At 60.0% G+C, this 25565-nt stretch carries 25 protein-coding genes and 1 tRNA gene; 13 read left to right on the plus strand and 13 right to left on the minus strand.

Annotated features, from left to right (window positions below):
* The first annotated feature begins 9 nt into the window (after positions 1 to 9).
* A complete protein-coding gene (locus tag B9Q17_RS05095; RefSeq protein ID WP_094624373.1) occupies positions 10 to 798 on the plus strand; it encodes a slipin family protein in 789 nt (262 codons plus the stop codon).
* A 68-nt stretch (positions 799 to 866) separates the two neighbouring features.
* Here the strand turns inward: B9Q17_RS05095 and B9Q17_RS05100 are convergent, their stop codons facing one another.
* The 3 genes from B9Q17_RS05100 to B9Q17_RS05110 all read right to left on the minus strand — a co-directional run bounded on the left by B9Q17_RS05100 (position 867) and on the right by B9Q17_RS05110 (position 3743).
* Complete coding sequence (locus B9Q17_RS05100; RefSeq protein WP_058342253.1) at positions 867 to 1148, minus strand: Lpp/OprI family alanine-zipper lipoprotein; 282 nt, start codon at positions 1146 to 1148, stop codon at positions 867 to 869.
* Positions 1149 to 1351: 203 nt separating this feature from the next.
* Entirely contained in the window at positions 1352 to 1906 is a 555-nt protein-coding gene (locus B9Q17_RS05105) for a L,D-transpeptidase family protein (protein WP_094624550.1), read from the minus strand.
* Between the two features lie 112 nt (positions 1907 to 2018).
* On the minus strand, positions 2019 to 3743 hold the full coding sequence (locus tag B9Q17_RS05110) for a potassium/proton antiporter (protein WP_094624374.1): 1725 nt from the start codon (positions 3741 to 3743) through the stop codon (positions 2019 to 2021).
* 70 nt (positions 3744 to 3813) lie between these two features.
* On the opposite strand from B9Q17_RS05110, the gene B9Q17_RS05115 reads away from it, so the two are divergent.
* Positions 3814 to 3887, plus strand: a tRNA-Gly gene (locus B9Q17_RS05115).
* Between the two features lie 16 nt (positions 3888 to 3903).
* On the opposite strand, the gene B9Q17_RS05120 is transcribed toward B9Q17_RS05115, so the two are convergent.
* On the minus strand, positions 3904 to 5214 hold the full coding sequence (locus B9Q17_RS05120; protein ID WP_094624375.1) for an NAD(P)/FAD-dependent oxidoreductase: 1311 nt from the start codon (positions 5212 to 5214) through the stop codon (positions 3904 to 3906).
* A gap of 255 nt (positions 5215 to 5469) precedes the next feature.
* Here B9Q17_RS05120 and B9Q17_RS05125 point away from each other — a divergent pair, with 255 nt between their 5' ends.
* From B9Q17_RS05125 to B9Q17_RS05145, 5 genes are all read left to right on the plus strand, one after another.
* Positions 5470 to 6093: a YbhB/YbcL family Raf kinase inhibitor-like protein gene (locus B9Q17_RS05125; RefSeq protein ID WP_094624376.1), complete on the plus strand. Its 624-nt coding sequence runs from the start codon at positions 5470 to 5472 to the stop codon at positions 6091 to 6093.
* 141 nt (positions 6094 to 6234) lie between these two features.
* The gene (locus B9Q17_RS05130) at positions 6235 to 7086 is read left to right on the plus strand and encodes a UDP-2,3-diacylglucosamine diphosphatase (RefSeq protein WP_094624377.1); all 852 of its coding nucleotides are present in this window, start codon (positions 6235 to 6237) and stop codon (positions 7084 to 7086) included.
* 247 nt (positions 7087 to 7333) lie between these two features.
* On the plus strand, positions 7334 to 7849 hold the full coding sequence (gene ectA, locus B9Q17_RS05135) for a diaminobutyrate acetyltransferase (RefSeq protein ID WP_022990503.1): 516 nt from the start codon (positions 7334 to 7336) through the stop codon (positions 7847 to 7849).
* A 178-nt stretch (positions 7850 to 8027) separates the two neighbouring features.
* Positions 8028 to 9296 carry a diaminobutyrate--2-oxoglutarate transaminase gene (ectB, locus tag B9Q17_RS05140; RefSeq protein WP_094624378.1) on the plus strand — a complete coding sequence of 423 codons (1269 nt, stop codon included), beginning with the start codon at positions 8028 to 8030 and terminating at the stop codon, positions 9294 to 9296.
* Positions 9297 to 9346: 50 nt separating this feature from the next.
* Positions 9347 to 10798, plus strand: a complete 1452-nt coding sequence (locus B9Q17_RS05145; protein WP_094624379.1) for an aspartate kinase — start codon at positions 9347 to 9349, stop codon at positions 10796 to 10798.
* Between the two features lie 153 nt (positions 10799 to 10951).
* Here B9Q17_RS05145 and B9Q17_RS05150 read toward each other — a convergent pair whose 3' ends face one another.
* From B9Q17_RS05150 to pdxH, 4 genes are all read right to left on the minus strand, one after another.
* Positions 10952 to 11407, minus strand: a complete 456-nt coding sequence (locus B9Q17_RS05150) for a DUF3429 domain-containing protein (RefSeq protein WP_094624380.1) — start codon at positions 11405 to 11407, stop codon at positions 10952 to 10954.
* A 98-nt stretch (positions 11408 to 11505) separates the two neighbouring features.
* Entirely contained in the window at positions 11506 to 12090 is a 585-nt protein-coding gene (locus B9Q17_RS05155; protein ID WP_094624381.1) for a DNA-3-methyladenine glycosylase I, read from the minus strand.
* Positions 12091 to 12102: 12 nt separating this feature from the next.
* Positions 12103 to 12864 carry a 4'-phosphopantetheinyl transferase family protein gene (locus tag B9Q17_RS05160; protein ID WP_094624382.1) on the minus strand — a complete coding sequence of 254 codons (762 nt, stop codon included), beginning with the start codon at positions 12862 to 12864 and terminating at the stop codon, positions 12103 to 12105.
* Positions 12833 to 13468, minus strand: a complete 636-nt coding sequence (gene pdxH, locus B9Q17_RS05165) for a pyridoxamine 5'-phosphate oxidase (RefSeq protein WP_094624383.1) — start codon at positions 13466 to 13468, stop codon at positions 12833 to 12835. The genes B9Q17_RS05160 and pdxH overlap by 32 nt, the downstream gene beginning before the upstream one ends.
* Positions 13469 to 13623: 155 nt before the next feature.
* Here pdxH and B9Q17_RS05170 point away from each other — a divergent pair, with 155 nt between their 5' ends.
* Positions 13624 to 16449 (plus strand): DUF748 domain-containing protein, encoded by a 2826-nt coding sequence (locus B9Q17_RS05170; RefSeq protein WP_244177318.1) that lies wholly within the window; start codon positions 13624 to 13626, stop codon positions 16447 to 16449.
* Between the two features lie 24 nt (positions 16450 to 16473).
* Positions 16474 to 17079 carry a 5'-deoxynucleotidase gene (yfbR, locus tag B9Q17_RS05175; protein WP_094624385.1) on the plus strand — a complete coding sequence of 202 codons (606 nt, stop codon included), beginning with the start codon at positions 16474 to 16476 and terminating at the stop codon, positions 17077 to 17079.
* A gap of 25 nt (positions 17080 to 17104) precedes the next feature.
* On the opposite strand, the gene B9Q17_RS05180 is transcribed toward yfbR, so the two are convergent.
* Positions 17105 to 18139 carry an SPFH domain-containing protein gene (locus B9Q17_RS05180; RefSeq protein ID WP_094624386.1) on the minus strand — a complete coding sequence of 345 codons (1035 nt, stop codon included), beginning with the start codon at positions 18137 to 18139 and terminating at the stop codon, positions 17105 to 17107.
* Positions 18140 to 18141: 2 nt separating this feature from the next.
* Complete coding sequence (locus tag B9Q17_RS05185; RefSeq protein ID WP_094624387.1) at positions 18142 to 18603, minus strand: NfeD family protein; 462 nt, start codon at positions 18601 to 18603, stop codon at positions 18142 to 18144.
* Between the two features lie 150 nt (positions 18604 to 18753).
* Between B9Q17_RS05185 and B9Q17_RS05190 the strand changes: the two genes are divergently transcribed.
* Both B9Q17_RS05190 and B9Q17_RS05195 read left to right on the plus strand, forming a co-directional pair.
* Complete coding sequence (locus tag B9Q17_RS05190) at positions 18754 to 19569, plus strand: SDR family NAD(P)-dependent oxidoreductase (protein WP_058342263.1); 816 nt, start codon at positions 18754 to 18756, stop codon at positions 19567 to 19569.
* Positions 19570 to 19654: 85 nt separating this feature from the next.
* Positions 19655 to 20446, plus strand: coding sequence for a class II glutamine amidotransferase (locus B9Q17_RS05195; RefSeq protein ID WP_094624388.1), 792 nt, complete (start codon positions 19655 to 19657; stop codon positions 20444 to 20446).
* 196 nt (positions 20447 to 20642) lie between these two features.
* Here the strand turns inward: B9Q17_RS05195 and B9Q17_RS05200 are convergent, their stop codons facing one another.
* Positions 20643 to 21536: a metal-dependent hydrolase gene (locus B9Q17_RS05200; protein WP_094624389.1), complete on the minus strand. Its 894-nt coding sequence runs from the start codon at positions 21534 to 21536 to the stop codon at positions 20643 to 20645.
* A gap of 228 nt (positions 21537 to 21764) precedes the next feature.
* Between B9Q17_RS05200 and B9Q17_RS05205 the strand changes: the two genes are divergently transcribed.
* Both B9Q17_RS05205 and B9Q17_RS05210 read left to right on the plus strand, forming a co-directional pair.
* Positions 21765 to 22871: an AraC family transcriptional regulator gene (locus tag B9Q17_RS05205; protein WP_094624390.1), complete on the plus strand. Its 1107-nt coding sequence runs from the start codon at positions 21765 to 21767 to the stop codon at positions 22869 to 22871.
* 411 nt (positions 22872 to 23282) lie between these two features.
* A complete protein-coding gene (locus B9Q17_RS05210; protein WP_094624391.1) occupies positions 23283 to 23690 on the plus strand; it encodes an NINE protein in 408 nt (135 codons plus the stop codon).
* On the opposite strand, the gene B9Q17_RS05215 is transcribed toward B9Q17_RS05210, so the two are convergent.
* Positions 23691 to 25058, minus strand: a complete 1368-nt coding sequence (locus B9Q17_RS05215) for a WS/DGAT/MGAT family O-acyltransferase (protein WP_094624392.1) — start codon at positions 25056 to 25058, stop codon at positions 23691 to 23693.
* 106 nt (positions 25059 to 25164) lie between these two features.
* Positions 25165 to 25533 (minus strand): nitrite reductase small subunit NirD, encoded by a 369-nt coding sequence (nirD, locus tag B9Q17_RS05220; RefSeq protein WP_094624393.1) that lies wholly within the window; start codon positions 25531 to 25533, stop codon positions 25165 to 25167.
* Between the last annotated feature and the right edge of the window lie 32 nt (positions 25534 to 25565).

The raw sequence follows: 25565 nt of genomic DNA on the forward strand, positions 1-25565 counted from the left end.
GGAGGCCGTATGAATCTGGGTGATTTCATTCCCTATCTCGCACCCACCGTGGTGCTGTTGCTGATCCTCGGGTCAGCGATCAAGATCCTGCCCGAATACGAGCGTGGCGTGGTGTTCTTCCTGGGGCGCTTCCAGGGCGTAAAAGGGCCTGGCCTGATTATCGTGATTCCCGGTATCCAGCAGATCGTTCGGGTAGACCTGCGGGTGATCACGCTGGATGTGCCCAGCCAGGATGTGATCTCCAAGGATAACGTGACCGTGCGGGTAAACGCCGTGCTGTATTTCCGGGTAGTGGATCCGGAAAAGGCGATTATCCGGGTGGAAGACTATGGCGCGGCGACCAGCCAGCTGGCCCAGACTACTCTGCGTTCGGTGCTGGGTAAACACGACCTGGACGAGATGTTGTCAGAACGTGACAAGCTGAATGCGGATATCCAGGAGATCATCGATGCCCAGACCGAGGAATGGGGTATCAAGGTGGCCAACGTGGAAATCAAGCACGTAGACCTGAACGAATCGATGATACGCGCCATCGCCCGGCAGGCCGAGGCTGAGCGGGAGCGGCGGGCCAAGGTTATTCATGCCGAAGGTGAATTGCAGGCTTCAAAGAAACTGGTTGAGGCGGCAGAAGTGATGTCGGCCAACTCGGGGGCCATGCAGCTGCGGTACTTGCAAACGCTGGCGGATATGAGCAATAACAACTCGTCCACCATCGTGTTCCCGCTGCCGATGGATATGATCAAGAATTTTCTGGACAATCAGTCCGGAAGCAAGGCACCTGGCAAGCTGGATCAGTAACTTCCTGACTTTTCAATCGCCCACAAAAAAGGCCGGTTGAACCGGCCTTTTTCTGCTTTGCGTCAGCCTTACTTCTGGCTGGCACGCTCCAGCATACGCTTGGCGCGCTCGTTCGCTTCGTCAGCGGACTTCTGAGCAGCGCGGGCAGCAGCCAGGGCTTCTTCAGCAGTCTGCTGAGCAGTGCGAGCATCGCTTGCAGCGCTGTTAGCAGTGTTCAGAGCGTTGTTGGCAGTCTGCTCAGCGGAGCTTGCAGTTGCATTGGCTTCGTCGATAGCAGCCTGGTCAGTGGTGGCACAACCTGCAGTCAGAGCAGTGGCCAGTGCAAACCCAGCGATCGTCAGTTTACGCATGGTAAATCCCCTTATTGGTCGTTTTATTTCCTGTGATCCAGAAGTCAGTATAGACGACTTCCTGTCAGCTATGCCCGATAGGCAGTGACTACCGGAGTCGTTAAACAGTGTAAAACACTATGAAGCAAAATGTTAACTGAGGATAGGTAAAAATTCTTAGCTTATGACAACAACTTAATCGGCGTGTCATGAACGTACCGGGGTCAGGGCATGATCCGGATGGGGGTGCCGTCGTTAACCAGGGCCCAGATCTCATCCATCTCTTCATTGGTCACGGCAATGCAGCCCTCTGTCCAGTCCAGCCCCACATAGGCAAAGGCCATGTCGCCGACATCGTTGGGCAGGCCGTGAATCATGATGCTGCCACCCGGGTCGAGCCCCCAGGCCTGTGCCAGCTCCCGGTCTTTCGGGCTCGGATAGGAAATATGGATGGATTTGTAGAAATCGCTCTCCGGGTTGCGCCAGTCAAGGGTGTAGTCGCCTTCCGGAGTGCGTGAGTCGCCTTCATAAAGCTTGTGGCCGACCGGGTTGTCGCCCAGGGAAATCCGGTAACTGCGCACCTTGCGATCGCCACTGAGCAGGTGCAGGCGGCGCTCGCCTTTATTCACTACCACCTGGGTAATTTCGAAGTGGTCAGCCAGCCCGGGTTCCGGGATAGCCGGAGTCATCCGGGTGTCGGCCCGGGCTAACAGCTCGGTAGCCCCGGCAAAGGGGGTAAGGAGTGCTACAAAAACGATCAGAAAAGCTCGAAAAATCATGGCGCCGGCGATGGATATCCAATGGTTAAACATTGTTCATGCAGTTTATAACACAGCGGGCAGGCGGATTGATAAGGGGTTTTGTTACATTTTTTGGCGCCGGGGTGCCTGCTTAGTCATTTTGTGATGTATCCATCTTCAGGCCCACCTTGGTTACCCGGTCTGCCTCGGTGGCACGGGCTACCAGGGTGACCGGGCCCAGAATGACCTTGTCGCCCACTACCGGGTGGCCCTTGGTGCGCTTGGCAAAGCATTCTGCGAGCGAAAGATCCGGTGGAAATTCATCGAATTCGATGCCGTACACCTGCTCTACGTCCCCCAGCAAGGCGTCGCCATTGAGCACGAAGTCACCGAAGAAGGCACGCTCGGCCAGGTGCTTCGGTGCCTGCCGGCCACTCAGGGCCTTGCCAAGTTCCGGAAGTACCGCAGGTGTGGCGAACATGGCGACGACGTCTCCGGTCGAGACTTCCAGGTCTTTGGTGGGCTGCAGGCACTGGCGATTCCGGAAGACCCCGGCAACGGCGGTGTTGTCCGGAAGCCGCAGCTGCCCGAGCCGTTTCGGTGATTCCCAGTTCTGGCCCCGGAGCGGGAACAGCATCAGCTCGTGGTCGCCCGCCGCGGGGGCATCCAGGGGCAGGCGCCGGTAAGGGTCTTCGCCGGCTGGAACTTCCAGCTTCAGTTTGCGGGCCAGCGGCGCCATGGTTGTGCCCTGTACCACAAGCGACACAAGCACGATGAAGAACGCGGCATGGAACACCAGCTGGGCATCCGGCAGACCGGCGATGATCGGGAACAGGGCCAGGACAATTGGTACCGCGCCCCGCAGGCCCACCCAGCTGATAAAGCCCAGTTCCCGGCGGTTGAAGCCGAAGGGCCAGAGCGTCAGCAGAACCGTCAGCGGGCGAATCACGAAGATCAGTGTAAAGGCCAGAATCAGGCCGCCCCCAGCCAGGGGTACCAGGTCAGACGGGTTCACCAGCAGCCCCAGCATCAGGAACAGACACAGCTGGGCCAGCCAGGCCAGGCCATCGTGTACCTGCAGGATCATGGGCATCATTCGCACGTGGCGATTACCGATCACCACGCCACTCAGATATATGGCGAGAAAACCGCTACCGCCAATGGCGTTGGTGGCAGAAAACACGGCGATGCCGGCTGCGGCCACTAACAGGGGGTAAAGGGCGGGCGTCAGGCGCATCCGGTTGGTCAGGGCGACGATGGCAAAGCCGCCCAGAATGCCCGCCGGCGCTCCGATACCGAATTGCTGGACCAGCATCAGCAGGCCGGAGGCAAAGGCACCGTCCTGGTGCTGGCTGATCAGGGTAACCAGCATCAGGGTCAGGAAAATAGCCATCGGGTCGTTGCTGCCCGATTCGATTTCCAGGGTGGCGCTGACCCGTTCGTTAAGGTGCAGTCCCCGGCCCTGAAGCAGGGAGAAAACCGCAGCGGCATCGGTGGAGGAGATAATGGCACCGATCAGCAAGGCGATCAGCCAGTGCAGGTCAAACACCCACCAGGCAACGATTGCCGCTCCGCCCGCCGTCAGGGCGACACCCACGGTGGCCAGCATCATGGCGGGTTTCAGGCCAACCCGGAAGGTGTCCACCCGGGTGCGCATACCGCCGTCCAGCAGGATGACACCCAGGGCCAGGTTGGCGATCAGGAAGGCGAGTTCGACATTATCGAACTCGATACCCCCGGGCCCGTCCTCGCCCATCAGCATGCCCACCACCAGGAAGACCAGCAGCACAGGCATGCCAACGCGGCTGGAAAGGGGGCTGAGCACGATGCTGAAAACCAGCATCAGGGCGCCGATCAGGGTGAAGGTGGGATCCATCAGACTCCAACTAAAGGGGCTTGCCCGGCCATGGCGGCGGGCTTATATTGCTTGAACAGACATTATGCCGGCGGGCGTAGCTCAATGGTAGAGCTTCAGGTTCCCAACCTGGTGACGTGGGCTCGATTCCCATCGCCCGCTCCAGTACGGCAATTTCCCCTCAGTGCAGCTTCAGGCGCGGGTGCATGGCCCGGCTGATCTTGTCCATGAGCCAGATAATGCCCGTACGCACAAACCCGTGCAGCGCGACCTGGTGCATCCGGTACAGGGACACGTAAAACAGCCTGGCCACCTTGCCTTCAATGTACATGCTGCGGCCAGACAGGTTGCCCATCAGGTTGCCAACGGTGGTGTATTTGCTGAAGTTGATCAGTGAGCCGTGGTCGTTATAGACAAAGGGTACCGCTTCCTTGCCTTCAAGCCGGTTACACAGGGTTTCGAACAGGGTATCTGCCTGCTGGTGGGCGGCCTGGGCCCGTGGAGGCACCGGTCGGTCAGAATCCGGTTGCGGGCAGGCTGCGCAATCACCGAAGGCGAAGATGTGGTCGTCCCGGGTGGTTTTCAGGGTCTGTTCTACCATCAGCTGGTTGCCGCGGTTGGCCTCCAGCCCGTCCAGGTCGGCCAGAAAACCCGGAGCCTTGATACCGGCGGCCCAGATGGTCATCTCGGACGGCAGTTCAGTGCCGTCTTTCATCACCAGGCTGTTCTCCCGTACTTCGCTGACCGGCTGGCCGGTCAATACCTGCACTTTCTGGCGCTGCAGTTCCCGGGTTGCGGCGGCAGACAGCCGGCCAGGCAGTGCCGGCAGAATGCGGTCAGCCGCTTCGATCACACTGATGGAAACGTCTGATGACTTCAGGTGGTTCATGCCGTATACCGGTAGTTCCCTCGATGCCAGCCGCAGCTCCGCAGCCAGTTCCACACCCGTGGCGCCGGCCCCGATGATGCTGATGTTCAGGCTGTGGGGCTTGCCCTGCAAGGCTTCATGATTCTTGCGCAGGAAGGCATTGAGCATCAGGTTATGGAAGCGCCGTGCTTGGCGCAGGCTGTCCAGGAACAGGCAGTGCTCCTGGGCACCCGGAGTGCCGAAATCGTTCGCGGTGCTGCCTACCGCAATCACCAGGGTGTCGTACGGGATGCGGCGTTCCGGCACCACTTCATTGCCTTCGTCATCGTGGAAGGCCGCAATGACGATTTCCTTGGCTGAGCGGTCGAGCCCGCTCATCCGGCCAAGCTGGAATTCGTAATGGTGCTTGCGGGCGTGGGCGCGGTAGTTGATTTCGTTGGCGCTGGCGTCGAGGGAACCGGACGCGACCTCGTGCAGCAGGGGTTTCCAGACGTGGGTCAGGCCGGCATCGACCAGGGAAATGCGGGCTTTGTGTTTCTTGCCCAGTTTGTTGCCCAGCCGGGTGACCAGTTCCAGGCCGCCGGCGCCACCGCCGACAACTACGATGTGGTGCAGGTTTTCCATAACGATCGCCTTGAAGTGAAGAGAGCCAAGCGCTCTTTCGGCGAAAAACGCTTGGCTGTCCTCACTGACTTTGTCCAGTCCCTGACTGGAGGCGGCTAATACTAACGTCGTAGTTCCGGCATGACAATTCAACGAAAGTGGCTTTTTGCTGCCTCGTTGGGCCTGGTCGCGATTGATTAATCCGATGCCATGCGGCACTTTAGGGTAAACGCCCACAGAGGCTTGGACCATAACCCTGCTAACAGGAGAACCACTGTGAAACTGGAAGTCAAAGGCATTGCGGACGGCCAGCCGATTCCCGAAAAGTTCGCGTTTGGTGTGTTCAGTGAACAGGACCACATGAGTTTTGGCCCCAACCGGAACCCGGAACTGGTGTGGGAAGGCGCGCCGGAGGGCACCAAAAGCTTTGTGGTAGTGATGTTTGACCCGGATGTGCCCAGCGTGGCCGACGATGTGAACCAGGAAGGCAAGACCGTAGCGGCGGACCTGCCCCGGGTAGACTTCTTCCACTGGCTGCTGGTGGACATCCCGGCCAGCGTTGCTCGCATCCCGGAAGGTGAGGACAGTGACGGCGTCAGCCCCAAGGGCAAGGATCACGGCCCCGGCCCGATCGGGGTGCGCGGTGTGAATAACTACACCCAGTTCCTGGCCGGCAATCCGGACATGGCCGGTACCTACGCCGGTTACGACGGCCCCTGCCCGCCCTGGAACGATGAGATCATCCACCATTACCACTACGAAGTGCATGCGCTGGATGTGGAAACGCTGGGCCTGGATGGCGAATTTGACGGCAACGACGTGCGCCAGGCCATGGCCGGGCATGTGCTGGCCAGTGCCCGGGTAACCGGTACCTACACCCTCAATCCGGATCTGCGCTGAGCGGGTTCTGACGGTGCGGGGCTTCAGCAGCTCCGCGCCGGCCTTCATCTAACTGTCTCGTGGTTGTCACCTGCGTGTCACCCGGCCTTGTCAGAGTTTTTCCTGCACTCTGACGGCTGGCGTGACAATGCAGGAGGCACCATGGGCAATTATCGCAGCGTCTTCATCTCGGATGTCCATCTTGGCACAGCGGATTGCCAGGCCGGGCAACTGCTGGATTTCCTCAATACCATCCGGTGCGACACCCTGTACCTGGTAGGCGACATCGTCGACCTGATTGCCATGCAGCGCCGGGCCCACTTTCCGGAAAGCCATCGGCAGGTTGTTCACAAACTGTTGGAGCTGGCCGCCACCGGCACCCGCGTTGTCTATGTGCCCGGTAACCACGATGAATTCTTCCGCCGCTTCTGTGGCCAGACCCTCTCCGGTGTGGAGCTTCTCTACAAGGCCGTGCATACCACCGCGGATGGGCGGCGTTTCCTGGTATGCCACGGTGACCAGTTCGACCAGGTAGTGCGATGCAGCCCCCTGATGTTGCTGGTGGGTGACCATGCCCACGGCCTGCTGCTGCGGTTGAACCGCTGGTTCAATGCCCTGCGCCGTTTGCAGGGCAAACCCTACTGGTCGCTGGCGGCCTGGATCAAAAGCCGCATAGGTAAGGCCAGAACCTTTATTCGCCGGTTTGAACTGGCAGCACTGACGGCCGCGGAGAAGGGCGATTTCGATGGTTTTATTTGCGGACATATTCATTCTGCCGGCTTCTTGCGTGGCGAGGACGGTCTATACTGCAATGATGGTGACTGGGTTGAGCACTGCTCGGCCCTGGTGGAAACAACCGATGGCGAACTGCAGTTGCTGCAGTGGTCTGATCAGCCGGTGATTGTCATGACCGAGCAGGATGCGCCCGCGGTGGCGGGCCGGGAAGGGGATCGCCCAGTGGTGGACGTGCTGACGCCGTCGTTCATCGAACAGGTTAACCGAATTGCCGGTTAGCAGCGCTGATGTTTGGAGGCCTAAACAATTTGGTTTCGGCTCTTTAGCTTTGGGTGGGCACTCATTCGGGGTTTTACGGTAAATTGTCAAAGTAATCTATAAAAAACATCAGGTTAAAAGAGTTTGGCCAAGAGGCTATTGGCACCTTTCAGCGCCAGGGAGGGCGGTAGCCAGAGAGGGCCGACTTGAAATATATTTTGTGGTCTATATAATTCAGCCCTAACTTTCGAAGCGAATTGATCACGTTATGACATCAGAAGGATCGAATACCACCGCCATCACCTTGCGCAAACCTACCAAGGATGATGGCTTCAGGCTCCACCAGCTGGTTGCGGAATGTCCGCCGCTGGACCCCAACTCGATTTACTGCAACCTGTTGCAGTGCAGCCACTTTGCCGAGACCGGCGTGGCGGCGGAGAAGGACGGCGATCTGGTCGGCTTTATCTCCGGATACATCCCTCCCCAACAGCCCGAGACCGTGTTTGTCTGGCAGGTGGCGGTACACGAGAAAGGTCGTGGCCAGGGCCTTGCCAAGCGGATGCTTAAGGAAATCGTAGGCCGGGACGCGTGCAAGAACGTCACGCACCTGGAAACCACGATTACCGAAGACAACGAGGCTTCCTGGGCGCTGTTCCGCTCATTTGCCCGTGATCTGGGAGCCGAGCTCACCTATCACGAGCACTTCGAGAAAGAGACCCACTTTGGCGGCAAGCACGATTCTGAGTTCCTGCTGCGCATCGGGCCTTTCACGAAGCCTGTCTGAGAGCCCTGATTCACAACATGTGAATCGCTGACTGCGAATCTGAACAGCCGGCAGGCCACCCGAGGTGGGCCTGCCAGATGGCTGACATCAACGCACGGCGGGCCTGTTGCGACCGACACGTTTTACCAGCAGGCCACCGCGCATTTACCTCGAACCTGACATGCTAAGAGGCAAGACAATGGAAATTTTTAAGTCTACTGAATCCGAAGTTCGTGTTTATTCCCGTGCCTTTCCGGTGATTTTCAACCGTGCCAAGAACGCGCACCTGTACACCGAAGACGGCAAACAGTACCTGGACTTCCTGGCCGGTGCCGGTTCCCTGAACTACGGCCACAACAACGATGTCCTGAAGAAAGCACTGCTCGAGTACATCGAGGCAGACGGTGTGAGCCAGGGCCTGGACCTGTTCACCACCGCCAAGCACGACTTCATGGAATCGTACAAGAAGTACATCCTTGATCCCCGTGGCCTGAACTACAAGATGCAGTTCACCGGCCCCACCGGTACCAACTGTGTGGAAGCGGCCATGAAGCTGGCCCGGAAGGTGAAAGGCCGTACCAACATCATTTCTTTCACTAACGGTTTCCACGGCGTAACGGCCGGTGCCGTTGCCGCCACTGGTAACGAACATCACCGTGGTGGTGTAGGCGTACCCCTGGGCCACGTGGACTTCATGTTCTACGACGGCTACCTGGGTGAAGACGTAGACACCCTGGACATCATGGACAAGGTGCTGTCTGACAGCTCCTCCGGTGTTGAAAAGCCGGCGGCGGCTATCGTTGAGGCCGTTCAGGGTGAAGGCGGTCTGAATGCGGCCCGCGCTGAATGGCTGAAAGGCTTGTCCGAGCTGTGCAAGAAGCACGACATCCTGCTGATTGTGGATGACATCCAGGCGGGTAACGGCCGGACCGGCGAGTTCTTCAGCTTTGAATTCGCTGGCATCAAGCCGGACATCGTGACGGTATCCAAGTCCTTGAGTGGCTATGGCCTGCCGATGGCGCTGGTGCTGTTCAAGCCGGAGCTGGACGTGTGGGAATCCGGTGAGCACAACGGTACTTTCCGTGGTAACAACATGGCGTTCGTAACGGCCCGCGCTGCGGTAGAAACCTACTGGAAAGACGATGCCTTCGCCAACGAAGTGAAGGCCAAGACCAAGGTGCTGGGCGATGCCCTGCAGGCGATCTGCGACAAGTACCCGGGTGAGTTCTCGATGAAAGGCCGTGGCCTGATGCGTGGTATCGAAGCCAAGCATGCAGACGTGACCGGTCCGATCACCAAGCGCTGCTTCGAGAAGGGCCTGATCATCGAGACCAGTGGTCCGAACGATGAAGTGGTCAAGTGCCTGATGCCGCTGACCACCAGCGAAGATGACCTGCGTCTGGGCGCGAAACTGCTGGCCGAGTCTGTTGACGAGATCATGCAGGAAGGTGTGAACGAGGCGTCGTAAGACGCCCGTTTCCCCCACCTTTCCAAAACGCAGATTACGAAGGCAAGGATATGACTACGGCACAGCACACCGTCGAGAAAATTGGCGGTACATCAATGAGTAATTACGAGGCCGTGCGCGACAATATCATTATTGGCGAGCGCAATAAGAGCGACCTCTACCAGCGGATTTTCGTGGTTTCAGCCTATGGCGGCGTAACCAACGAACTGCTGGAACACAAGAAAACCGGCGAGCCGGGCGTTTACGCCCTGTTTGCCGATGCCGAATCGGACTGGGCCTGGGGTGACGACCTCACCAAGCTGATCCAGTTGCTGACCGACATCAACGGCGAGCTGTTCAGAGACCCGATGCTCAAGCAGCAGGCGGACCAGTTCATCACCGACCGTATCGAAGGTGTTCGGGGCTGCCTGATCGACTTGCAGCGTCTGTGTTCCTACGGTCAGTTCCAGCTTGAAGAGCATCTGCTGACTGTCCGGGAAATGCTGGCGGGTATCGGCGAAGCGCACAGTGCGTTCAACACCACCCTGAAGCTGCAGCAGGAGGGCATTAATGCCCGCTTTGTCGACCTGACCGGTTGGCGTGATGCCGAGCTGCTGCCGCTGGACGAAAAGCTGAAGCAGGCGTTCGACAGCATCGACCTGAGCCGTGAACTGCCGATTGTGACCGGCTACGCCCAGTGCAAGGAAGGTCTGATGCGCACCTTCGATCGTGGCTACAGCGAGATGACGTTCAGCAGGGTGGCTGTGATGACCAACGCTCGCGAAGCCATCATCCACAAGGAATATCACCTGAGCTCCGCCGACCCGAAAGTGGTGGGTGAAGACAAGGTAGTTCCCCTGGGTCGTACCAACTACGACGTGGCGGATCAGCTGGCCAACCTGGGTATGGAAGCCATCCACCCCCGGGCCGGTAAGGGCTTGCGCCAGAACGAGATTCCATTGCGGGTGATGAACACCTTCGAGCCGGAGCATACCGGCACCCTGATTACCGGTGATTACATCAGCGAGAAACCGCAGGTTGAAATCATTGCCGGCGCCAAGGGTGTGTTTGCCATCGAAGTGTTCGACCAGGACATGCAGGGCGAGCCCGGCTCGGATCGCAAGATCCTGGACGTGCTGACCCGCTTCAAGGTGCGCTTCATGTCGAAGGACACCAACGCCAACACCATCACCCACTATGTGGGCACCACGCTCAAGCATGTGAAGCGAGTGGTCAAGGCGCTGGAAGAAGAGTTTCCGAATGCCGAAGTCAGCACCCGCAAGGTGGCCCTGGTGTCAGCCTGTGGCAGTGATATGAAGGTGCCCGGCATCCTGGCCCGCTCTGTGAAGGCGCTGGCAGACAAGGAAATCAGCGTGCTGGCCATTCACCAGTGCATGCGCCAGGTGGATATCCAGTTCGTGATTGACGAAGACCATTACAACCAGGCGATTGTGGCCCTGCACGGGGCGCTCATCGAGCCCCACAACCACGAATACGCTATCGTGGCGGCAACCACCGCCTGAAGAATTGCCCGCAAGCGGAACCGGTCGCTTCGCTTGCGGGTGATGGAGGACGTCTTGCCTCCTGATCGGGCGCCCGGTCGGCCGTCTCGCCTCTGGCGAGTTATTATGGCCGGGCGTGGCCGATCACCTTTCCTTCCCCCGTTTTCTTTCCCTTCAGCCGCCGTGCAACAGCCAGAACCAGGCGCCGACCGTCAGTTGGCAGAGCAATACCACCACCGTCAGCAGCAGTCGCAATTTCAGGTACCAGGCCGGCCAGTACTGGCGCATCCAGCGCGCATCCACCAAATACAGTAAGGCGAAGGCCACGGTGTAGAGCAGGATTTTCTGGGGTGTGGGCAACAACAGTCCCAGCCCCGCGCCCACAAAGAAGACCTGGCTTAGCAACATGGTTACCAGTGGCGATTGCGGGTAGGAGCGGTTCTCCAGCTGCAACGCCATGGTCCAGTAAATGCCTCCCATGAAGGCAAGTATCCCGGCGCTGTAAAGATAGAACCAACCGAGAATAGCGACACTGTTGGCGGGCAGGGCAAACAGGCCGACAACCCCTGTAATAAACGGAACCAGGCCGGCAATGCCGACCAGAATGGCAAGGCGGGCAACGGCGATCACGACCGCTGCCTCGGTTTCAGTTCATTGAGAATTATTCGCACGGTATAGCTCCCTGAATTGCGATACAGGGAGATTTACGCTTGCCATGCCCGTCGGGATCATCGGGCCAGTTCGAGACATTCCCGATGGGCCGGGCAGGTGACCAGGTGATCGTTCACCATACCGGTAGCCTGCATAAAGGCGTACACGATGGTTGGGCCGACAAAATTGAAACCGGCTTTTTTCAGGGCCCGGGACATGGCCTCGGATTCTGCGGTGGTGGCCGGTACCTGTTCGATGGTTTGCCAGTGGTTTTGCCGGGGTTGGTGCTCCACGAACTGCCAGAGAAAATCGGCAAAGCCGATGCCTTGCTCCTTCAGCGCCAGGTAGCTGCGGGCATTGCGGATAATGGACTGCACTTTCAGGCGGTTGCGGATAATACCGGGGTTCTCCAGCAGCCGGGCCTGGTCCTGCTCGGTGAAGCGCACGATCTGTTCCGGATCAAAGCCGGCGAAGGCGGCGCGGTAGCTTTCCTGCTTGCGCAGAATGGTGATCCAGCTCAGGCCGGCCTGTTGGCCGTCCAGGCACAGCTTTTCGAACAGCGCCTGGTCATCATATTCCGGGCGACCCCAGACGGTGTCGTGGTAGTGCACATAGAGCGGGTCGGTTCCGCACCAGGGACAGCGTTCGCGGGTTGTGCTCATTGGGCCTCCGGGTCAGCGCCTGGCGCGGATTATGCGTTGGAACAGGGGTTCCCAACTGGTGTCTGTTGGCCGCGCCGGGGTCAGTGCAAAGTCGTCCGCCGGCGGCTCCAGCAGGGTGATGTCCGGCCACAGCGTGCGGTTGCCATCGGTGGACGCCTGGTGCACCAGAGTAATCACAAAGCCTTCGGCAGAGAAACAGCTGGCCTGCCAGAGGCCATCAGGCTGGTCGCCGTAGAGTTCGAAGTTCTTGCGTACTTCCAGGGTTTGCAGGTTGCCGGCAATGCCCCGCCCTGTGGCTTTCAGCCAGGCTTCCTTGAGAGTCCAGACCTGCAGGAAAGAAAAAGGATCATCGGCCCGGAACAGCCACTCCTGCTCCACCGGCGAAAACCAGCGCCTGGCCACGCCGGTCCAGTCCGGCTTGCGCTGGCCCGGTTCAATATCAATGCCCAGTGGCCGGCCAGCCGTGGCCACGGCCGCCAGCTCCCGGCTGTGGCTGAGGCTGAGGCACCAGTGCGGGGGAGAAACGGTCGCCACCGGGCGTCCGTCCACGGGCTGGCAATGCTCGGGAGCCGTGCCGCTGGCCTGGCTGATACCCTGTCGCATCAGCCAGCGGCTGGCCAGGAATTCCCGCCTGCGGACACCCTCTAGCCGGGCCATGGTGTCGGCCTCAAAACGGGTCATCCACTCCGGCGGTGCGGGCAGGTCCCGCTGGATCTGGTGACACAGCCAGATCTGGGGCCGGTCAGGGCTGCAGGCGTTGGATGGTCCAGCCATCACCCTCTCTCACGTATTCGAAGCGATCGTGCAGCCGGCTTGGCCGCCCCTGCCAGAATTCAATCCGCTCCGGAACCACCCGGTAACCGCCCCAGAAACTGGGCAGGGGAATTTCGCCGGAGCTGAACTTGCGTTTCATCTCCGCCACTTTCTGTTCCAGCAGGCCCCGGGAAGTAATCGCCTTGCTCTGCTCCGATACCCAGGCGCCAATCTGGCTGCCCCGTGGCCGGGAGGCGAAGTATTTCAGGGATTCCGACTTGCTGACCTTTTCCACCGGCCCCTGAACACGTACCTGACGGTTCAGGCCGATCCAGGGAAACAGCAGCGCTGCCTTGGGGTTCTGCTCCAGTTCCAGCGCCTTGCGGCTGCCGTAATTGGTGTAGAACACAAAGCCCCGGTTATCGAAGTATTTCAGCAGCACGGTGCGCAGGTCCGGCATCTGGTCGGTACCGGCGGTGGCCAGCGACATGGCGTTGGGCTCAAGAATGCCTGCGGTGCGGGCATCTTCAAACCAGGCCTGGAACTGCAAAACCGGGTCGTCGCTCAGGTGTTCGCGATCCAGCCCTTCACTTTCAAAATCCCGACGCATATCGCCGATGTCCATACTGCTCTCTCCGTTGGGTTGCACAGGGAGTGTTACGTCTTGCGAGGATATCGGGTTCAGTGCCGGCTGTCAGGTCTGGCTGACAAAGACTGGCGCCCGGCGGTATGCTTGAAGGAGTATCCGGAATTTCAGTGCTGTTTCAGAGGGAGTGGTCTGTGGCCGAGCAAAAGGCAGAACGTCATCTGGCGCGAAATAGTGCCATCGTGCTGGCGGTGTTGGTGGGGTTGTACGCACTGGCGGGGTTCCTGTTGCTGCCCTGGTGGCTGGAAAAAGCCCTGCCCGAACAGCTGGAACAGCGTATGGGCTGGCAGGCGCAGGTGGAAAGCATTCGGGTTAATCCGTTTGCCCTGAGCATGGAAGCCGATGGCTTTGCCGCCCGTGACCAGGCAGACGAACCGGTCACGGCCTTTGAAAAACTGCGTGTGGATGTGAGTTTCCTCCAGCTGGTGCGGGGCATTATCGGCTTCGAGGAAATCCGCCTGACCGAACCGGATATCCGCCTGGATCTGCTGGAAGACTACTCGGTGAACTACGCCCGGGACTGGCAAAACGCCAACCCGCCCGCCAGCGAACCTGAGCCGGTTCAGGAGCCGTCGGAGCCTTCGGAACCACCCAGGCTGTTTTTCCGGCAGATCGCCATTGAAGGTGGCCAGCTGCTGTTCCGGGATTTCTCCCAGCCGGAAGCGGCCGAATTCCTCATCGAACCTCTGGATCTTGCCCTGAACGACCTGGCCACCTGGCAGAGGGAAGGGTCTGACAGCCAGTACTCTGTCACCGCCGCTATCGGGGACCAGCACGTCGACTGGCAGGGCGACCTGAGCGTAACGCCGCTGTATTCCGAAGGCCGGTTGCGTATTGCCGATGTTCGCCACGACACCCTGGCCCACTTCCTGGCTCCCTATTTGCCCTGGCAACTGAGGGATGGCGCCGTCACCGTGGAATCCCGCTACCAGCTGGCCGGTGGTGACCAGTTTGAACTGATTACCTCCGGTGGCACGTTGTCGATCCGTGACCTGGCCCTGGCCCTGAACGAAGGTGACGACGAGCCGGCCCTCACAACCCGGGCCCTGACCGTGAATGATATTGGCTTTGATCTCACCGCCCGGGAAGCTTCTGTGGGCATGGTGACCATCGAGGCACCGTTCGTGGCCGCCAGCCGTGATGCCGAAGGTATGGTCGACTGGGTAACCTCGCTGCCGGCCGGTGAGCAAGCGGCGGAGGCCGCCGGGGAAGAACCCGCAAGCTCCGCCTCGGCTTTCCGCTGGTCTGTTGAGGGTGTGGAACTGACCGAAGGTGGCGTTCGATGGCGTGACCGGGTTCCGGAAACCCCGGCGGAACTGGCCCTGACTGACCTGGCGGTCACTCTGGGCGGGCTGTCCCAGCAGATGGATAAGCCTGTGCCCTACAGCCTGTCGGCGGGATTAGCCAGCGGTGGCAGCCTGCGTGCAGACGGCCAGGTGACACCCGCACCGTTCAATTTTGAAGGGGCCCTGGCCGGCACAGACATCGCGCTGGCGGCGGTAGAACCCTATCTGCAGCTGGGCGCCAACCTGGCGGTAAACGAAGGCCGGCTCGGCTTTGACGGCAACCTGGACCTGGACAGCCAGGATGACCCCATGACCGGTACCTTCAGCGGTACCGCGCAAATTGCCGACCTGGACCTGCGGCTGGCGGACCAGGACGGGCAACTGGTGTCCTGGCAGTTGCTGCGACTGGCGCCGGTGGAATTCAACGTCAACCCGGCCCGGCTGGAAATCGGCACAGTAACCCTGGCACAACCGGCCTTTAACCTGGTGCGGGATACCGGCGGTGCCCATAACGTGGAGCGCATTGTCAAAACCGGCGCCGATGCCGGCACGGAACAAGCCGGGGCGGCGCAAGATGATAGCGCAGCCGAACAATCCGGCGAGCCAGGGTTTATCTTCCGCATTGGCGAGCTGCTGGTGGAGGAAGGCTCCGTAGCCTATACCGACCGCACCATGGAGCCGGTGTTTAACACCACCTTCGACACCCTGAGCGGCAGCGTAACCGGCATCAGCAACGTGCCACCCCAGCAGGGCTCGGTGAACTTGCAGGGCCGGCTGGCGGGCGTGGCGCCGGTCACCTTCAAAGGCACCCTGGGCGCCCTGGGTACGGAAGACCCCAGCGAGCTGCAACTGAATATGGACGACCTGGCCCTGCCGGTGCTGTCTCCCTACTTTGGCCGCTTTCTGGGCTACGGCGTGGACAGCGGCAAACTGAAACTGGACCTGGACTACGAATTCACCGGAACCCGGCTGAAAGCTTCGAACCAGGTGGTGCTGGACCGAATGGAACTGGGCCAGGCGGTGGCCAGTGAGGAGGCGGTCAACGCCCCGGTAAAGCTCGGGCTCGCCCTGCTGACCGATCGCCAGGGCGTGATTGAAGTGGACCTGCCCATCGAGGGTGACCTGTCGGACCCGCAATTCAGCGTGGGCCAGATTGTCATGCGGGCCTTTGTGAACCTCTTGGTGAAAGCGGCGGCCTCGCCGTTCAGCATGCTCGGCTCCCTGGCGGACCTGGCCGGTTTCAGCAGCGAAGAGCTGGGGCAGGTGAGCTTTGTGCCGGGCAGTGTGCAGCTGGCCGGTGGCGAAGCGGAAAAGCTGTCTGCCCTGGCAGGCGCCCTCAATGACCGGCCGGACCTGCTGTTGAACATCCGTGGCGCCGTAGCCGCCGAAGCCGATGGCCTGGCCCTGCTCAAAGCCGAGCGTGAAGCCCAGGGTGAACCGGTAACCGGTGAAGCCTGGGAGCAGGCGCAGCAGGCTTATCGCAATGGTGAGCTGTCGCTGCCACCGGAGACACTGGGCAAACTGGCCACAGACCGGGGGGTGGCGGTGCGCCGCCTGCTGCAGGACACCCATGGTGTGCCCTCTGACCAGCTGTTCACCCTGGAGCCGTCCCGGCAGGCGGCCGTGGATGATCAGGGCCAGGTGACCGTACCGTTCAACCTGGATGTACGCTGAACAACCACCGGATCAGGAAGGCTTATGGCCAGTCTAAAGGCACGTGCTGCCAGTCATTTCTTTGCCTATGTGTCGCGCCTTCGCTGGATCAAGCGCTGGGGCCTGATGCGCAATGCCATCGAAGAAAACGTGGCCACCCATTCCTGGGAAGTGGCCACTATCGCCCACGCCCTGGCGCTGATCCGCAACCGGCACTTTGACGGGGCGGTGAATGCCGACCGCATCGCCGCTGCCGCGCTGTACCACGATGCTACCGAGGTAATTACCGGTGATATGCCGACCCCGGTGAAGTACCACTCGAAAGTGATGCGGGAAGCCTTCGGGGATATTGAACACAAGGCCGAAGCGGAACTGCTGGCACTGCTACCCGATGACTTGCGGGAGGATTTCGCTCCCTACGTGCGGGAGTCGCAGCTGGGCCAGGTGGAGAAAGAGCTGATCAAGGCAGCAGACCGGCTGTCAGCCCTGCTGAAATGCCGGGCCGAGATCCAGACCGGCAACAAGGAATTCGAGCCGGCGGCTGAGCAGATACTCCATGGCCTGCAACAGCAGGCCCTGCCGGAAGTGCTGTACTTTCTGGAGGTGTTTGCACCCAGTTACGAGCGCCCGCTGGACCATTTGCTGGGCTAGCGAGTGCCGTAACCGGGTTTATGGCTTAGCTGTTGCCGGCTGAGGCCACCATGCCACCACGCAGGCCGTCCCGGCTCAGAGCGTCCCGAACGGCATCTTCAGGGCTGCCGGCCAGTTCCCGGAACATGCCCATGGAGCCCAGCAGGGCGGAGGATTCGTAAGGTACGAAGACCCGCTCGCCGTCTTTCGCCATGGTGGGCAGGGCTTTGATGTAGCTCTGGCCCAGCAGGTAGCCGACAACGGTGCGCTTGTTTTCCTCCGAATCGCCAATGGCGTTGAGTACCAGGCGGATCGACTCCTGCTCACCCTGGGCGCGCAGAATCGCGGATTCTTTGTCGCCCTGGGCGTTCAGGATCGCGGACTCGCGCTGGCCTTGGGCCATGGCAATGGCGGCGGATTTCTCGCCTTCCGCCTCGGTTACGGTGGCCCGGCGCTTACGCTCAGCGGCCATTTGCAGGCGCATGGCTTCTTCCACTTCTTCGGGCATGCTGATGTCCTGCACTTCCACCCGGGTCAGCTTGATGCCCCATTTCGAAGCGGCATCTTCCATTTCCGCCTGGATGGCATTGTTGACCTCGCTGCGGGATTCGAACAGCTTGTCCAGCTCCATCTTGCCCACCACCGAACGCAGCGTGGTCTTGGCCAGCACCTCCACCGCCTGGCTCATATTGGCGACTTCGTATACGGCCCGGCGGGGGTCGATGATCTGGTAGTAAAGCGCCCCGTTGATTTTCACCGTAACGTTGTCGGTGGTGACCACCGGCTGGCCGGGAAAGTCCATCACGGTTTCGCGACGGTCAATGCGGACTTCGTCAGTGGTGACCGGGTGATACTCATCGCCCATGCGCATGTAGCGGATCATGCTGATCGGGCGGGGTTTCTCGATGAACGGAATGATGATGTTGATGCCGCTCTCCAGCACCCGGTTAAACGAGCCCAGGCGCTCGATCACCATGACTTCGGACTGCCGGATAATGACCAGCCCCTTGGCAATAACGAAAACGCCAACAGCGACAACGATAAGGCTGATGACCAGCCCCGGGGTAATCAATGCTTCCATGTTTACTGCTCCTTGTTGGGATGTGCGAGGTGCACGATGGCGGTTGTGCCATCAAAGGTTTCAAAAATCACTGGCGTGCCTTCCGGCAGTGCAGGGCTGCTGCCGCCCGCGAGTTTCAGGCGGTAGAAGTCGCCATTGACCTCAATGCCGGTGGCGCCGTCAAAGTCACGTAATTGAGAGTGGTAGAGCTTGCCGTGTTCCACGCCGGTGCCGGTGGTGCCGTAGGCGACCCCTTTGGGGGAGAACCTGGGGCGTATCCAGAGAATGGCCACCGGAACCAGAATGCCGGACAGAACCCCCATCGCTACCAGTTGCCATTCAAACGGTGCGCCGAGAGACGCCACTAGTGCGGTCAGTGCGGCCGCCACGCCGAGGGCGAGCAACAGCAGTACGCCGGAGGTGAGTTCGGCCAGGCTGAGGGCCAGGGCCAGAATCAGCCAGAAGTGGGTAAGACTCCATTCCATAGTCAGTTTTATCCCGTCGTCGAATCAAGTGGCCGGAGCGCCCGTTTCAGGGGGCGTGTGATGCCATTTTGCATGGCGGCCCAGCTGTTACAGTACCGGAGTTCTAAAGTACCTGCATCAGTAGCAAAAACAAGACAGAGGGTCGTAATCATGAAGGATCTCAAGAACAAAGTGGCTGTGGTAACCGGAGCCGGCTCCGGAATCGGCCGGGCCCTTGCCAGTGTATTGGCCGCTAAAGGCTGCCGGCTGGCGCTGTCTGATGTTAACGAAGCCGGGCTGGCGGAAACCGTGGCCGCCTGCGGTGGTGCCGACGTGCGTTCGTACCTTCTCGATGTCTCTGACCGCGAAGCCATCTACGCCCACGCCGAACAGGTACGGGCGGACTTCGGCAAGGTTAACCTGGTCATCAACAACGCCGGCGTGGCGCTGTCGGCCTCCGTTCGCGAGATGACCGACGAAGACTTCAAATGGGTGATGGATATCGACTTCTGGGGCGTGGCCCACGGTACCCGCGCCTTCCTGCCCCACCTGATCGAATCCGGTGAGGGCCATGTGGTGAACGTCTCCAGCGTATTTGGCCTGATCGGCGTGCCCAAGCAGAGCGCCTACAACGCGGCCAAGTTTGCCGTTCGGGGCTTCACCGAATCCCTGCGCCAGGAAATGAAACTGGAAAACCAGCCGGTGCAGGTCAGTTGTGTGCACCCCGGCGGAATCCGCACCAACATCGCCAACTCCGCCCGCATGGGTAAATCCGAAAACGGTGAAGCCCAGCGCAAAGGCTTCGACAAGATTGCCATGACCACCCCGGACAAGGCTGCGGAAATCATCGTGAAAGGCATCCTGAAAAACGAATCCCGCATCCTCGTGGGCCCGGATGCCTGGGGCATCGACGCCATCAACCGCCTGCTCGGCTCTGCCTACCAGCCGCTGGTAGAACGCTTCTCCCGCAAGAACCTGTACATCTGACCTGACAAGCCCCCGGCAGCACTGGAGCTGCCGTCAAATTGCGGTATCCTTGGCTGAATTACCATCAGCCAAGGATCGCTTTGCCATGTGCGAACTGCTGGCCATGAGCGCCAACACCCCCACCGACCTGTGCTTCAGCTTCACCGGCCTGACCCGCCGCGGTGGCGACACCGGCCCCCACAAAGACGGCTGGGGCGTGGCCTTCTACGAAGGCAAGGGCGTGCGTAGCTTCCACGACGCCGACGCCAGCGCCAACTCCCGCATCGCCGAAGTGGTCCAGACCCACCCCATCAAAAGCGAAGTCGCCATCTGCCACATCCGCCAGGCCAACGTCGGCGAAATCTGCCTGGCCAACACCCATCCGTTTATCCGCGAACTCTGGGGCAGATACTGGGTCTTCGCCCACAACGGCCAACTCACTGGCTTCCGCCCCGAACCGGGCTTCTACGAACCCGTCGGCGACACCGACAGCGAAGCCCTGTTCTGCGACATCCTCAACCACCTGCGCAGCCACTGCAGCCGCGACACCCCGCTCGAAGACGTCGTCGCCAGACTCGTGAGCCTGTCCCAGGCCTACGCCAGCGAAGGCGTCTTCAACCTGCTGCTCAGCAACGGCGACTGGCTGTTCACCTACTGCACCACCAAAATGGCCAGCATCACCCGCCGGGCCCCGTTCGGCCCGGCCCGGCTGAAAGACGCCGACGTCACCGTCGATTTTGAATCCGAAACCACCCCCAACGACATCGTCAGCGTGATCGTGACAGAACCCCTGACCACTGATGAAAAATGGGATGTCTACCAGCCCGGCGAATGGAGGCTGTGGAAAAAAGGAGAGGTGGTGATGTCAGGCCTGACAAAGCAGGCCCAGGTAAGATAACTCCGGCCCCAAAGGGCCCGGAGAACACACATCAGTTCAGTCGGAGACAATTCGTCAGTCAGATCAAGCAGGTGAGCGGGTGGGGAGGCCTTTCTGCAGGAAAAAAGATGTCTGAGCGAAGCGAGTTGTTTTTTCCGGAAGAAAGGCCTCCCCACCCGATCGCCCGCGTAACTCCCAACATACCCAGAACCAGGGCTTACTGAAGAGTCCGCCGATTCCCACTCTTATACTGCGGCGCAATGTACTGCTGAATCTGCGCCTTGAACCGCCCGATCAGCTCGCTATTGTCCTTATCCCAGGGATGGAAATCCGGCTTGAAATACTCCGCCCAGGCCGGAATCAGGCTAGAGAAAGCGCCATCCTTACCCCACATGCGCCACATCCCCTTCGCCGCACCCTTCACCGAAAAGTGCTTGCGATCCTTCATCACCATCCGCCCGGTGAACCAGGTCGCCACCACGCCCAGTGCAGCCGTCGCGAACAACTGGTAGAAAGCCCGCTCGGCATAGGTGCCGCCCACCTGCTGGAACACATCATAGGCCACCGCCTTGTGTTCGGTTTCCTCAATGGCATGCCACACCCACAACGGGCGCATGGTTTCGTGCATATCCTCACGCACATCGTCCCGCTCCAGCAGCATATCCGCCATCATCGCCGTGATATGCTCCAGGGCACAGGTCACCGCCAGCTGGTGCCGCTTGGGCAGCTTGCGGGCCAGGTCCAGAATCACCTTCAGATCCTTCTCCATCTCCTCCACCGGCATGCCCTGATCGCGAACATGCTGGTTCATGGTGATGTGCTCCAGGGAATGCATGGCCTCCTGGCCAATAAAACCCCGAACCTCGGCTTTCAGCTTCGGATCGTTGATCTGGTCGCGGAACGCCCGCACAGAATCCACAAAGAACTGCTCGCCTTCCGGAAACAGCACAGACAGCGCATTCATGGTGTGGCTGATCAGATAGTTATTGTCCAGCCAGTAGCGGGGCACCTTCTCATCGAACTCGAAGCCCATGCGCTGGGGCTTGATGGCGACGTTGTCCGGGGTATGTGAGGCCTTGGCCTGGCCGTTGGCGTGTGCGGTGGTCAGCATGTTGTTACTCCTGTGCGTTTGAACGCTTTGGCTGATGTCATGGCTCCAGTGTGGGCCAGTCAACCAACAAGCTGAATGCGCAAACGGGCCGGCCATCGTTCACAATGGGCCACCGGAGCCCCGCATTGACCGGTATGACGGCAAACATGCGGCCCGCAGCCCCACTGTTGCTTTGATGGGGTTCTGGTACAGTCAGTAACCAGACATTTATCAATTCAGGAACAGACTATGGCAGCAACGGGAGCGGACACCGAGAAGCAGATGTTAGGGCTGTTTCTGGTGCCGGGCGTTTACCTGCGGGTACTGGCAGAAACCGTACGCAAGCTGGGCCATAACGACCGCTCCCTGTATCAGGGGCTGGCCTTCACCGCTGAAGACCTGAAAGCCAACGACAGCCGCGTGTTTGTCACCGACGCCATCCTCATGGCCCAGCGGGCACTGGAACTGGCCGGAAAGGATGGCCTGAGCTTCCAGCTGGCGCGGGAGCTGCGGGTAACCATTCACGGTACCCTCGGCTTTGCCGCCCTCACCAGCCCCACCTTTGAAGGCGCCCTGGATTCCGTCCGTCGCTACCTGCAACTGCGGGCGCCGTTCCTGAGCATGAAACAGTCCGTTGCTGGCGATCAGGTACTGGTGCAGCTGTGCACCGAATTCGATGTGCCCGGGTTGTACAACTTCCTGGCCGAAACTGTCAGCGCCACCCTGATTCTGCTGACCGAGCAGCTACTGGACCGCAGCGACGCCGAGGCCAAAGGCTTTGCCCTGTCCGACGGCAAACTGCCCGGCGTCTCGGTACGCCTGAGCGCCCCGGAACCCGGCTATTACCCAGCGTTTGCCAGCCAGCTGCCGGTGCGGTTCGACTACGGCCAGCCGGAAGAAATGCTGATCTTCCCGCGCCAGATGCTGGATGTAAGAATGCGCCTGGCCGACGCCGAAGCCTCCCAAATGGCCCGGGACCAATGCGAGTTCGAGCTGCAAAAGGCCCTGAAAGAACAAGGCGACATCGTACTGGCCATCCGCAACATGCTTAGAATGACCCCGGGGCCGCTACCGTCCCTGGAAGCCATGGCCGAGCGATTCCACGTCTCATCCCGAACCCTCAAGCGCCGGCTGGCGGACCGGGATACCAGTTACCGGGAAATCGTAGAAGCCGTCCTGAAAGACCGGGCCATCCAGCTGTTACGCTATACCACCCAGTCCGTCAGCGAGATCGCCTATGAACTGGGCTACGCCGACCTGTCCAACTTCAGCCGGGCGTTTCGCAAGTGGACCGGCAAGTCTGCATCTGAATTTCGGGAAGGTGGGGTGGATCCGGCGCCTGATGTTGGGCCTTGATAGTTGGTTTGTTGCGCCTCTGGGTTGGGAGCTTGGTCGCAGGGTGGCGCCAGAGTTTTTTCTCTGAAAAACAACTCGCTGCGCTCAGACATCTTTTTCAGAGAAAAAACTCTGGCACCACCCCACGCCCTGCTGGCCTTTTAGATGGCGTACCCGTTAATACAGGGGACAGGACTGTTTCTGAACATTATTTTCATTGTTCTTTGCCGTTTTTGGCAGTTGTCTTCCCCGCCTATGCCCCGATATTGTGACGGACGGGGAGGTTGGATTATTTTTCCCGCCAGAAAAAATATGTCTGAGCGAAGCGAGTTGTTTTTTCCAAGGGAAAAATAATCCAACCTCCCCAGTCCCGCCCCCAAAACCAACAGGCTAGGGCCCAAGCCGAACCCAAACTCAAAAAAAGGAACCAGGATGAACGGACAACCAGACACCCACAGCAAAGTCATAGGCTACCTGCTCTGGATCTTCGGATTCCTGGGCTCGCACCGGTTTTATTATGGTAAACCGATCACCGGCACCATCTGGTTCTTCACGTTAGGGCTGTTCTTCATCGGCTGGATAATCGACCTGTTTCTGATCCCGAGTATGGACCGACAGGCCGACCGGCGTTTTCAGGAAGGCGAGGTCAGCTACAATATCAGCTGGATTCTGCTCACCTTCCTGGGGGTGTTCGGCATCCATCGCATGTACATGGGCAAGTGGATTACCGGGCTGATCTACCTGCTGACTGGCGGCTTGTTCTTCATCGGCGTGCTGTACGACTTCTGGACCCTGAATAACCAGGTTTCCGAACGTAACCACGAAGTCCGTTTCGGCTGATTACAGGCTGGCGGCGGTTTCCAGTTCGGCCAGGCCTTCTTCCAGGTGGTCGAGCATTCGTTGCATGCTGGGCAATGTCCGGCGGCAGCCGATGAGGCCGAATTCTACCTGGCCGTTGTAGCTGGTCAGGGTCATGTTCAGGGCCAGGCGGTCCATGGCGATGGAGACCGGGTACATGCCTTCGAGCCTGGCTCCGTTCCAGTAGCGGGGCTCGGAGGGGCCCGGTACGTTGGAGATCACCACGTTGAAGGTCTGCCAGTTTGGCGCCATGCCGGTGAGCAGGTGGAAGGCCGCCGGGGCCAGGGTCAGGGCGGTGTAGTTGACGATTTCCTCTGAGGACATGTTCCGGTAGCGGTCCTTGGCTTCCTCCATGCTCTGGTGGATTTTCATCAGGCGCTGGCCGGCATTGTTTTCATCGGTGTGCAGGTTGGCCAGGATCACACCGACCTGGTTGCCTTCGGAGCTGTCGTCCCGGCGCAGGGAGACGGGTACGAAGGCGATCAGCGGTTTCGCCGGCAGGGCATCCTGGTTCATCAAGTAGGTGCGCAGGGCTGAGGCACACATGGCGGTGACCACGTCGTTCACGGTGGTGCCGTAGGCTTCACACACCGCCTTGATGCGTTTCAGGCAGTAAGACTGGGCGGCGAAGCGGCGGGAACCGGTAATTTTCTGGTTCAGAACGCTGCGCGGGGCGTGGAAGATGGAGTGGTAGGCCGGGTCTTTGCGGGCCTGGTTGATGGTTTTCAGCAGCTCCTTCGCTACCGTGGGAATGGTGCCCAGCTGTTTGCCGGAGCTGCCCAGCAGGTGGGCAACGCTGCGCCAGAGTGACAGGCTGCCATCATCGCCACCGGAACGCGCCCTTGGTGTCATATCCCAGATCGGCGGCATGCCAGTTTCGTGCGGGTTTTCGCTCAGCATCCGGGTGGCCAGGCGCATCGCGGAAACCCCGTCGATCAGCGAGTGATGCACCTTGGTGTACAGGGCAAACTGCCGGTCTTTCAGCCCTTCAATCAGGTGCACTTCCCACATCGGTCGCTCCCGGTCCATCAGGTGCGAGTGCTCGGCCGACACAAACGACAGCAGCTCCCGGATACGTCCCGGCGTTGGCAGGGCTTCAAAGCGGAAGTGGTGCTCCAGGTCCAGCTGATCGTCTTCCACCCACACCGGCTGGCCCAGCCGGTAGCTCAGCCGGCGGTTGAACGGCGCGGTTACCTGATGCTGCTGCCGCAACTGCTCCGCCAGCCGGGCAACGTAATCGTCCGGGGCGTTTTCGGGAAAGGAAAACAGCTGAAGCCCGCCCACGTGCATGGGTTGTTGGCGCTTTTCCAGCCAGAGGAACAATTGGTCGGTGGGGCTGAGAGGTGTCACGGTGCATCTCGTGTTGTTGAGGATAGAGATGATACTACCGCAACTTGCCCGACACCGGATTGACCCAAACAAACCCGGCTGACGCCCGTTCAGCGACCCCAGGGGCTCAGGCCGCCACCGACGCCGCCTGAGCCACCGGCACCTCCAGCCGTATCCGGTTGCCATCCAACAGCACCGGATAGGTTTTCACCTGCACACCCGCATCCTCCAGACACCGCCCGGTACGCAAACTGAAATGCTGCTTGTACAACGGCGAAGCCACCACCGGCTCCCCGTTCAAATCCCCCGTAATCCCCCGGGCCAGCACGTTCGAACCACTGAACGGATCGGTATGGCTGATGGCAAACAACGCCGGCAACCGATGCGGCAGATAAAACACCGCCACCGGCCCGTCCTCCGTCCAGACGGCAATGCCGGAATCCGCCACCAGATCATCCACCGTACAAACCGCTTCCCAACAAGTCCGAGCTTTCATAACGTTCTCCTGAATCCCAATGTCTTTAACTT

The sequence above is a fragment of the Marinobacter vinifirmus genome (genome assembly GCF_002258215.1).
GTDB classification, from domain to species: Bacteria; Pseudomonadota; Gammaproteobacteria; order Pseudomonadales; family Oleiphilaceae; genus Marinobacter; species Marinobacter vinifirmus.